The sequence below is a fragment of the Nocardioides sp. genome (assembly GCF_041600255.1).
Classification (GTDB): domain Bacteria; phylum Actinomycetota; class Actinomycetes; order Propionibacteriales; family Nocardioidaceae; genus Nocardioides.
The window spans coordinates 1-7541 of sequence record NZ_JBFIKK010000145.1 but is presented as its reverse complement, the minus strand read 5'-3'; the positions used below and the strand labels follow the sequence as shown (position 1 = coordinate 7541).

The window sequence follows — 7541 nt, the reverse complement described above, 5'->3', positions numbered from 1 at the left end:
CGCACGACGCGGCAGTTCCAGGCCGTCAAGGACGAGCTCGCCAAGGGCCCCGACTTCCGCAGCGCCCAGGACATCCATGCCGCGGTGCGCGCGTCGGGCGCCTCGATCGGGCTGGCGACCGTCTACCGGGCCCTGCAGACCTTGGTCGAGACCGGTTCGGCGGACATGCTCCGGACCGACGCCGGGGAAGCCGTCTACCGCGAGTGCGGCTCGACCCACCACCACCACCTGGTGTGCCGATCGTGCGGCACGGCCGTCGAGGTCCGGGGGCCGGCAGTCGAGACATGGGCGGACGACATGGCCGCCCAGCACGGCTACGCCGATGTCAGCCACACCCTGGAGCTGTTCGGCATCTGTGCGTCCTGCCGGGCCGGCCACAGCTGACCGAGCGGGGGGCGGTCACCGTCGACCGCCACCCCGCCCTGCGGCTCAGCGGTTCGCGACCGCCGTCTTGAAGGCCGCGGCCGGCTTGAAGGCGGGCGCGACCGAGGCCGCGATCTCGAGCGCCTCACCGGTCTGAGGGTTGCGACCGGAGCGGGCCGCCCGACTCCGCTGCTCGAAGGTGCCGAAGCCGGGCAGGGTGACCTTCTCCCCCGCCGCCACGGCGCCCACGACACCGTCGACGACGGCACTCAGCGCCGCTTCGGCCTGGGCTGCGCTCAGCCCGGCCTCCCGCGCGACGGTCTCGACGAGGTCCTTGCGGTTCATGGTGATGCTCCTTGGTGTCGGTGTACCGGACCGGTGCGGCCCGCGCCTCGGACTATGCCATACTGATAATGATTCTCGTTAGTAGGAGGAGCCATGAAGCACGGAATCCATCCCCCGTACGGACCAGCGGCCTTTCGCGATCGGGCCACCGGCCGGGTGTTCCTGACCCGTTCGACCCTCGCCGGCAGGGACGGCGACAGGACGATCGAGATCGACGGGACGACCTACCCGCTCGTGGACGTCGACATCTCCAGTGACAGCCACCCGTTCTGGACCGGCACTGCGCGCACCCTCGACAGCGAGGGTCGTGTGGAGAAGTTCCAGCGTCGCTACGGGTCTGCCACATGAGGACCCCGTTGCTCGTGGTCACCGGCCTGGATCCGGTGGCCATGGACAGCACCCTGATGAGCCTGGCCTGGGACCTCCCCCGAGCCGTGTCGGTCCGGCACCGGATCGATCCCCACTCCCAGGTCCTGACCCGGACCGTCAGCGACACCAGCGGCCTCCTGGAGCAGGAGCAGATCCAGTTGCAGCACGCCTGTGTGGGCTGCGCGCTGCGCGAGGACATCATGCCGACCCTGGAGCGGCTCGCCCGCGACGGTCGCTGGAGCGCGATCGTCTCCGGGCTGCCCACCGCCACCGAGGCCGGACAGCTCGCGCACATCCTGGCCACGGACAGCCGCCTGGCACGGCACTTGAAGCTCAGCGCGGTCCTGGCCGCGGTCGGCACCGGCGACATCGTCCGGGACCTGCTCAGCGACGACCTGCTGCGCGATCGCGACCTCCACACCAACCCCGACGACGACCGAGGCGTCGGCGAGGTGGCCTGCGCCCAGGTCGAGTACGCCGATCTCGTCGTGCTCGACGCGGACCCGGGCACCGAGGCCACCGAGCTGGTCCGCACACTGGCCCGCCCCGGGGTACCTCTGGTTGCGGGCGCGGACCAGCTCGACGCAGCCGCCCTCACCCCCCAACGGCACCAGAGCAGCGTGAACAGCCGCTGGTGCTCCCCGGCGTTCGAGATCGACCTGCCGGCGCTGGACTCCCGACACACCTGGCGCCTGGACCTCTCCTCGCCTCGTCCGTTCCACCCGGACCGGCTGATGGACCACATCGAGCGCCTCGGCACGGGTGCACACCGCTCCCGCGGCTCGTTCTGGGTCCCCACCCGGCCGGGAGAGCTCCTCGAGTGGTCCGGAGCAGGCGGTCGGCTGAGCATCGGCAGCTACGGCACCTGGGGTTCCCGCACACCGGCGACACGGCTGATCTTCACCGGCCTCGGTGAAGCGCCGAGCGGTCTGGCCTCGACGTTCGAGGACATGCTCCTCACCCCCACCGAGGCACTGCTCGACCAGCACGGCTGGGGGGTCCTCGAGGACGGTCTCGAGCCCTGGCTCGGCGACATCCGCGACGTCGCCTGAACACGTCCACCGAACGCACAGACCCCGAAGGAGCTCTTCATGGCCGTACCCAAGCGCCGTACCTCACGCAGCAACACCCGGCACCGCCGCTCGCAGTGGAAGGCCACCCCGGTGGACCTGGTCCCGGTCACCGTCGACGGCGAGACCCACCGCGTCCCGCGTCACCTCCTCCGTGCCGTCCAACGCGGCTACCTCAGCCCCACCCCACAGGGTGGCCGGCGCCAGGTCGTGAGCCGGGGCGACGAGGCGTGAAGGTCCGCAACTCCATCCGCTCGGTGAAGAACCAGCCGGGCTCCCAGCTCGTCCGACGCAACGGACGCATCTATGTGATCAACAAGGCGAACCCCCGACTCAAGACCCGCCAGGGCTGAGCCGGGCGAACAGACGAGGAACCCATGTCACGCACCTGCCAGGTCACCGGGGCCAGGCCCGGATTCGGCCACCACGTGTCCCACTCGCACCGACGCACCAACCGGCGCTTCAACGTCAACGTCCAGTCCAAGCGGTACTGGGTGCCCGGCCTCGGCCGGACCGTCTCCCTCACCGTCAGCGCGCGCGGGATCAAGACCATCGACCAGCGCGGCATCGACGCGGTCGTCGCCGAGATCCTCACCCGAGGGGGACGCATCTGATGGCCCGCCGAGGCAACGACCTGCGCCCGATCGTGAAGCTGCGCTCCACCGCCGGCACCGGCCACACCTACGTCACGCGGAAGAACCGGCGCAACGACCCGGACCGCATGGTGCTGCGCAAGTACGACCCGCGCATCCGCCGGCACGTCGACTTCCGCGAGGAGCGCTAGTGGCCAAGAAGTCGAAGATCGCCGCCGATGAGCGGCGCAGGGAGATCGTCGCCAGGTACGCGGCTCGTCGCGCCGCCCTGAAGGAGACGATGCGCACCGCCGACACACTCGAGGAACGGGTGAGAGCCGGGCATGCCTTGGGCCGCCTGCCGCGCGACGCCAGTCCCGTCCGCGTGCGCAACCGCGACCAGGTTGACGGCCGTCCCCGCGGCTACGTCGGCAAGGTCGGCCTGTCCCGCATCAACCTCAGGGTGATGGCCCACCGCGGCGAACTGCCCGGCATCACCACGTCCTCCTGGTAGGAGTTCAGGCGGCGTGCCGACAGGTGCTGCAGGTGCAGTTCGAGCATGCGCAGTTCGCGCACGAGTCGCTGCAGGAGCCGCACTCGCAGACGTTGTGGTTGCACGTGGGACACGTGCAGTTCGCGCAGTCACACGTCGCGCAGGCGTCGCTGCAGTCGGCGCACGAGCAGGTCACGCACTCGTCGTAGTGGCCGGCGTGTTCGTGGTGCAGGTGGCCGTCGTGGACGTAGTCGACGTGGTCCTCATGGATCACCGACTCGTGACCACAGTCGGGTCCGTGGGTGTGCTGGTGCGACTCGGCTTGGCGGTGCGCGGTGATGGTCATACCCAACTCCTCTGATCATCCGAGACGGGTGGACGGTCGTCGATCGGCACGGAGTTCACGAAGCCCGGCCGTGGACAAGCTCTGCCTGGCGAGCAGACGACCACTCACCAGCGTCCCACCCGACCTTCCCCCTCAGCAAGGGGGTTCTCACCATCGTCCGGTCCCTGCAGCAGCGCGGGGATCAGTCGTCGCAGGGCACCACGATGGGCGTCCCCGAGACGGGGTCGGCCACGGTCAGGCAGGCGACCCCGAAGACGTCCCGTACCAGCTCGGGAGTCACGACATCCCGGGGCCGTCCCGACGCGTGCACGGCTCCGTCACGCATCGCGATGACATGGTCGGCGTACCGGCAGGCCTCGTTGAGGTCGTGCAGCACCATCACGACCGTGACGCCGCGCTCCCGGTTGAGCCGCCGGAGCAGGCGCAGGATCTCCAGGCGATGCGCCAGGTCCAGGTAGGTCGTGGGCTCGTCGAGCAGGAGCACCGGGGTCTGCTGCGCGAGCACCATCGCGATCCAGGCACGCTGCCGCTGGCCGCCCGAGAGTTCGTCGACGTGGCGGTCGGCGAGGCCCGCCGTACCGGTGACGTCGAGGGCTTCGGCGACGGCATCTCGGTCGGCCTCCGACCACGGGCTGAAGACCCCACGGTGCGGGTAGCGGCCACGCTCCACCAGGGCGCGCACCGTCAACTGCTCGGGGACGGCGTTGCTCTGCGGCAGCAGGCCCAGGTGCTTCGCGACCTGTCGCGTGGGCTGGTGGTGCACGGAGGTCTCGTCGAGCAGCACGCGACCCTCGGTGGGTCGCATCACCCGGGCGATGGTCTTCAGCAGCGTCGACTTGCCGCAGCCGTTCGGGCCGACGATGGCGGACACCACACCTGCCGGCACGGTCAGGTCGATGCCGTCGAGGATCGTCTCCGCGCCGTAGCCGGCGCGGACGCCGGCCGCGCGCACCTGGAGCGGTGCCGTGTGGTGGGTCTGGAGTGTGGTCATCATCGTCCTGTCCGGTGGAGGAGCCAGAGGAGGTACGGCGCACCGAGCGCTGCCGTGACCACGCCGGCCGGCACGGCTGCATCCTCGAGCAGCCGTTGACCCAGTGCATCGGCGGCGAGCACGAGCAGCGCGCCGGTCAGCGCCGCGGTCGTGAGGGTCGTCGGCGACGTCGGTCCGACGAGTCGACGGGCGATGTGCGGAGCGCCCAGCGCGACGAACCCGAGCGGGCCGGCGACGGCCACCGCGACGCCGGCAAGCAGCGCCGAGGAGCCGAGCAGCAGCGTCCGGGTACGGCGTACGGGTACCCCCACGCCGGTGGCGACCTCGTCGCCCAGCTCGAGTACGGCGAGGCTGCGCACCAGCCCGTAGGCCAGCGGCAGCGCCGCGGCGGCACCGACGAGCACGACCGTCAGGTGGGTGGCGTTGCGCGCGTGCAGGCTCCCGGCCAGCCACACCTCGGCTGCACCGAGCCGACGCGGATCGATGCGCGCCACGACCAGGGTGACGGCAGCGGTGGTCAGGGCGTGCAGGCCGACACCGACCAGCACGAGACGCACGCTGCTCGAACCGGTGTGCCGGGACAGCACCTGGAGCACCCCGGCGGCGCTCGCCGCACCCAGCGCCGCGGCGAGCGGCAGCGCGAGCGGAGGCAATCCGGCACCGATCGCCAGGACGGCGGCCAGACTGGCGCCGCCGGTGATGCCGACGATGTCCGGCGAGGCGAGCGGATTGCGGAGCAGCCCCTGCATCAGGGCGCCGGAGGCACCCAGGCAGGCGCCGGCGAGGACGGCCACGCCCACCCGGGGCAGGCGCAGCTGCTGCACGATGAACGAGGTGCCGCCGTCGCCGAGGCCGATCGTCGCCGCCAGCGCCTCGCCGAGCGGGATCTGCTGGGTGCCGGTGACCAGGCCGAACATCCCCAGCCCGAGCACCAGAGCGGCCAGCACGAGCGGGACACCCCGGCGGGTGGCCGCGACGGTGGCGTTCATCCGGCCACCCGGGCCCGGACGGCCGTCCGGATCAGGAACGGCGCCCCGATCATCGCGGTCAGCACCCCCGCCTGGATCTCGGTCGGACGCGCGATGACGCGGCCGAGGATGTCGGCGACCAGCAGCACGACCGGCCCGAGCAGCGCCGAGGCGAGCAGCACGTCGCGGTGGCGACCGCCGACCAGGAAACGAGCCAGGTGCGGGACGATCAGCCCGAGGAACGCGATGGGCCCCGCCAGCGACACCGCAACCGCGGCGAGGGCGACCGCCGTGATGCTGGCCAGGACACGTACTCGCCCGGGCCGCTGGCCGAGCCCGACGGCCGCGGCATCTCCCAGGGCCAGGGTGTCCAGTGGCCGGGCCAGGAGGACCGCCGCCAGGAGTCCGACCCCGAAGAGCGGCAGCAACGGCACCACTGCCGCCGCGTCCCGGCCCGCCAGCGACCCGGCGAGCCAGTGCCGCACCTCGTCGGCGTCGGCCTCGTTCAGCGCGAGGATCCCCCGGGTCCACGCCGACAGCAGGAGCGAGACCAGCGCACCGGACAGTGCCAGTCGGATCGGGGACAGCCCGTCGCGTCCGGTGCTCGCCAGCCCGATCGCGAGGGCGGCCGCCAGCGCGCCCCCCGTGAACGCTGCGACGACGGCGTACGTCGCGAGCACGTCGAGGAGCGCCACGGTGACGACGACCGCGAAGCCTGCTCCCGCGGTGATGCCCAGGAGGGTCGGCGACGCGAGCGGGTTGCGGGTGGCCCCCTGCAGGAGGGCGCCGGCGACCGCGAGACACGCGCCCGCGACGAGGCCGGCGACCGTACGTGGGAAGCGGAGGTCGCGGACGATCAGGTGGGCCTCGGTGTCCCGGGCTCCCAGCACGGCCTGGACCACCTCACCGAGCGGCAGGGGGACCGAGCCGACCGCGAGGCTGAGGCACGCCACCACCGCGAGCGCCCCCAGGAGTGCCGGTGGCACCCACCAACGCCGTGAGGTGTCGAGTGCGGTCACGCGTTCGCGAAGTACTGCTCGAGGTCCTCGAGCATCGCGTGGGCGGCACCCAGGCCGCCCCCGAGGTTCCAGACGCTCTCGTCGACCTCGACCACCGTGCCCGCCCTGACGGCGGAGAGGTTCTTCCAGAGGTCGGTCGAGGTCCAGCGTTCGATCTGCTCGTCGACGGTCGAGGTCCCCTGCTGGGCGTAGTGGTCGGCGGAGATCATCTCGAAGATCACGTCCCCGTCCATCTCCGGGATCCGCTCCTCGGAGATCTCGACCAGCTGCTCGGCGTCCTCCCAGTCCGCGACCCTCTGGGCCTTCGGGCGCGGCAGGCCGGTGTCCCGGATGACCGACCCCGGGAAGCCGGTGAGGTAGATGCGCACCTGGTCGGGCAGGAACCGGACGATCGAGACCTCGGTGTCGGCCTGGTCGGCCGCCCGGAGGTCCTCACCGATCGCGGCGGCCCGGGCCTCGTACTCCTCGACGAGCTCGTCGCCGCGGTCCTCCCGGCACAGCGCTTCGGCGTAGGTGCCGACGTTCTCCTTCCACGACACCCCGATCGTCTCGGTGAAGACGGTCGGGGCGATCTGGGAGAGCTGCTCGTAGAGCCCCTCGTGGCGCAGCTTGGAGCCCAGGATCAGGTCCGGCTCGAGCGCAGCGATCGCCTCGAGGTCGGGCTCGACCTCGGTCCCGACGACCTCGGCCTCCTCGACCTCGTCCGGCAGGTAGTCGTACCAGTCGTCGGTCCACGGCGAGACCACGCCGACCGGCGTGACGCCGAGGGCGAGGGTGCTGTCGGTCTCCCCCTGGCCGAGGGTCACGACGCGCTCCGGCGTGCAGGTCACGTCGGTCGCACCCATGGCGTGGGTGATCTCGCGAGCCTCCGGGGCGGTCTCCGCGTTCGATCGGGAGCCACCGCAGGCGGCGAGCGTGAACGTGAGGGCGATGGCCGTCGAGAGGGCGAGGAGGGGCTGCTGCTTCATCAGGGGGGTTCCTTCTGCGGGAGAGTCGACTCACAGG

14 protein-coding genes are annotated in these 7541 nt (G+C 71.6%); 9 read left to right on the top strand and 5 right to left on the bottom strand.

Annotated elements, in window-relative coordinates; genetic code table 11:
• Positions 1–384: Fur family transcriptional regulator (locus ABZE72_RS14445; protein WP_372729734.1), on the top strand; the 384-nt coding region annotated here is incomplete at its 5' end.
• 45 nt (positions 385–429) lie between these two features.
• Here the strand turns inward: ABZE72_RS14445 and ABZE72_RS14440 are convergent.
• Positions 430–708, bottom strand: coding sequence for an HU family DNA-binding protein (locus ABZE72_RS14440; protein WP_372729733.1), 279 nt, complete (start codon positions 706–708; stop codon positions 430–432).
• Between the two features lie 93 nt (positions 709–801).
• Between ABZE72_RS14440 and ABZE72_RS14435 the strand changes: the two genes are divergently transcribed.
• From ABZE72_RS14435 to ABZE72_RS14400, 8 genes are read left to right on the top strand one after another with little or no spacing between them, the layout of a single operon-like run.
• Positions 802–1056, top strand: a complete 255-nt coding sequence (locus ABZE72_RS14435) for a type B 50S ribosomal protein L31 (RefSeq protein ID WP_372729732.1) — start codon at positions 802–804, stop codon at positions 1054–1056.
• Positions 1053–2129 (top strand): GTP-binding protein, encoded by a 1077-nt coding sequence (locus tag ABZE72_RS14430; RefSeq protein ID WP_372729731.1) that lies wholly within the window; start codon positions 1053–1055, stop codon positions 2127–2129. Before ABZE72_RS14435 ends, ABZE72_RS14430 begins: the two co-directional genes overlap by 4 nt.
• A 39-nt stretch (positions 2130–2168) precedes the next feature.
• Positions 2169–2381: a 50S ribosomal protein L32 gene (gene rpmF, locus ABZE72_RS14425; protein ID WP_372729730.1), complete on the top strand. Its 213-nt coding sequence runs from the start codon at positions 2169–2171 to the stop codon at positions 2379–2381.
• Positions 2378–2500 (top strand): type B 50S ribosomal protein L36, encoded by a 123-nt coding sequence (gene ykgO / locus ABZE72_RS14420; protein WP_372729729.1) that lies wholly within the window; start codon positions 2378–2380, stop codon positions 2498–2500. Before rpmF ends, ykgO begins: the two co-directional genes overlap by 4 nt.
• Before the next feature lie 24 nt (positions 2501–2524).
• A complete protein-coding gene (rpmB, locus tag ABZE72_RS14415; RefSeq protein ID WP_372729728.1) occupies positions 2525–2761 on the top strand; it encodes a 50S ribosomal protein L28 in 237 nt (78 codons plus the stop codon).
• A complete protein-coding gene (gene rpmG, locus ABZE72_RS14410; RefSeq protein ID WP_372729727.1) occupies positions 2761–2931 on the top strand; it encodes a 50S ribosomal protein L33 in 171 nt (56 codons plus the stop codon). The genes rpmB and rpmG overlap by 1 nt, the downstream gene beginning before the upstream one ends.
• Entirely contained in the window at positions 2931–3233 is a 303-nt protein-coding gene (gene rpsN, locus ABZE72_RS14405; RefSeq protein ID WP_372729726.1) for a 30S ribosomal protein S14, read from the top strand. The genes rpmG and rpsN overlap by 1 nt, the downstream gene beginning before the upstream one ends.
• 32 nt (positions 3234–3265) lie before the next feature.
• Positions 3266–3421 (top strand): hypothetical protein, encoded by a 156-nt coding sequence (locus ABZE72_RS14400; protein WP_372729725.1) that lies wholly within the window; start codon positions 3266–3268, stop codon positions 3419–3421.
• A gap of 318 nt (positions 3422–3739) precedes the next feature.
• On the opposite strand, the gene ABZE72_RS14395 is transcribed toward ABZE72_RS14400, so the two are convergent.
• The 4 genes from ABZE72_RS14395 to ABZE72_RS14380 are packed head-to-tail and all read right to left on the bottom strand — an operon-like array spanning position 3740 to position 7504.
• On the bottom strand, positions 3740–4549 hold the full coding sequence (locus ABZE72_RS14395; protein WP_372729724.1) for an ABC transporter ATP-binding protein: 810 nt from the start codon (positions 4547–4549) through the stop codon (positions 3740–3742).
• Positions 4549–5538, bottom strand: a complete 990-nt coding sequence (locus ABZE72_RS14390) for a FecCD family ABC transporter permease (protein ID WP_372729723.1) — start codon at positions 5536–5538, stop codon at positions 4549–4551. The genes ABZE72_RS14395 and ABZE72_RS14390 overlap by 1 nt, the downstream gene beginning before the upstream one ends.
• Positions 5535–6536, bottom strand: a complete 1002-nt coding sequence (locus tag ABZE72_RS14385; protein WP_372729722.1) for a FecCD family ABC transporter permease — start codon at positions 6534–6536, stop codon at positions 5535–5537. The genes ABZE72_RS14390 and ABZE72_RS14385 overlap by 4 nt, the downstream gene beginning before the upstream one ends.
• Positions 6533–7504, bottom strand: coding sequence for an ABC transporter substrate-binding protein (locus ABZE72_RS14380; RefSeq protein ID WP_372729721.1), 972 nt, complete (start codon positions 7502–7504; stop codon positions 6533–6535). Before ABZE72_RS14380 ends, ABZE72_RS14385 begins: the two co-directional genes overlap by 4 nt.
• Positions 7505–7541: the final 37 nt, after the last annotated feature.

Excerpts from the sequence above, each read along its gene's own strand:
- ABZE72_RS14390 (WP_372729723.1), bottom strand. The coding sequence starts at position 5,538 with ATGAACGCCACCGTCGCGGCCACCCGCCGGGGTGTCCCGCTCGTGCTG.
- ABZE72_RS14435 (WP_372729732.1), top strand. The coding sequence starts at position 802 with ATGAAGCACGGAATCCATCCCCCGTACGGACCAGCGGCCTTTCGCGAT.
- rpmB (WP_372729728.1), top strand. The coding sequence starts at position 2,525 with ATGTCACGCACCTGCCAGGTCACCGGGGCCAGGCCCGGATTCGGCCAC.
- ABZE72_RS14430 (WP_372729731.1), top strand. The coding sequence starts at position 1,053 with ATGAGGACCCCGTTGCTCGTGGTCACCGGCCTGGATCCGGTGGCCATG.
- ABZE72_RS14395 (WP_372729724.1), bottom strand. The coding sequence starts at position 4,549 with ATGACCACACTCCAGACCCACCACACGGCACCGCTCCAGGTGCGCGCG.
- rpmG (WP_372729727.1), top strand. The coding sequence starts at position 2,761 with ATGGCCCGCCGAGGCAACGACCTGCGCCCGATCGTGAAGCTGCGCTCC.
- ABZE72_RS14440 (WP_372729733.1), bottom strand. The coding sequence starts at position 708 with ATGAACCGCAAGGACCTCGTCGAGACCGTCGCGCGGGAGGCCGGGCTG.
- ABZE72_RS14380 (WP_372729721.1), bottom strand. The coding sequence starts at position 7,504 with ATGAAGCAGCAGCCCCTCCTCGCCCTCTCGACGGCCATCGCCCTCACG.
- rpmF (WP_372729730.1), top strand. The coding sequence starts at position 2,169 with ATGGCCGTACCCAAGCGCCGTACCTCACGCAGCAACACCCGGCACCGC.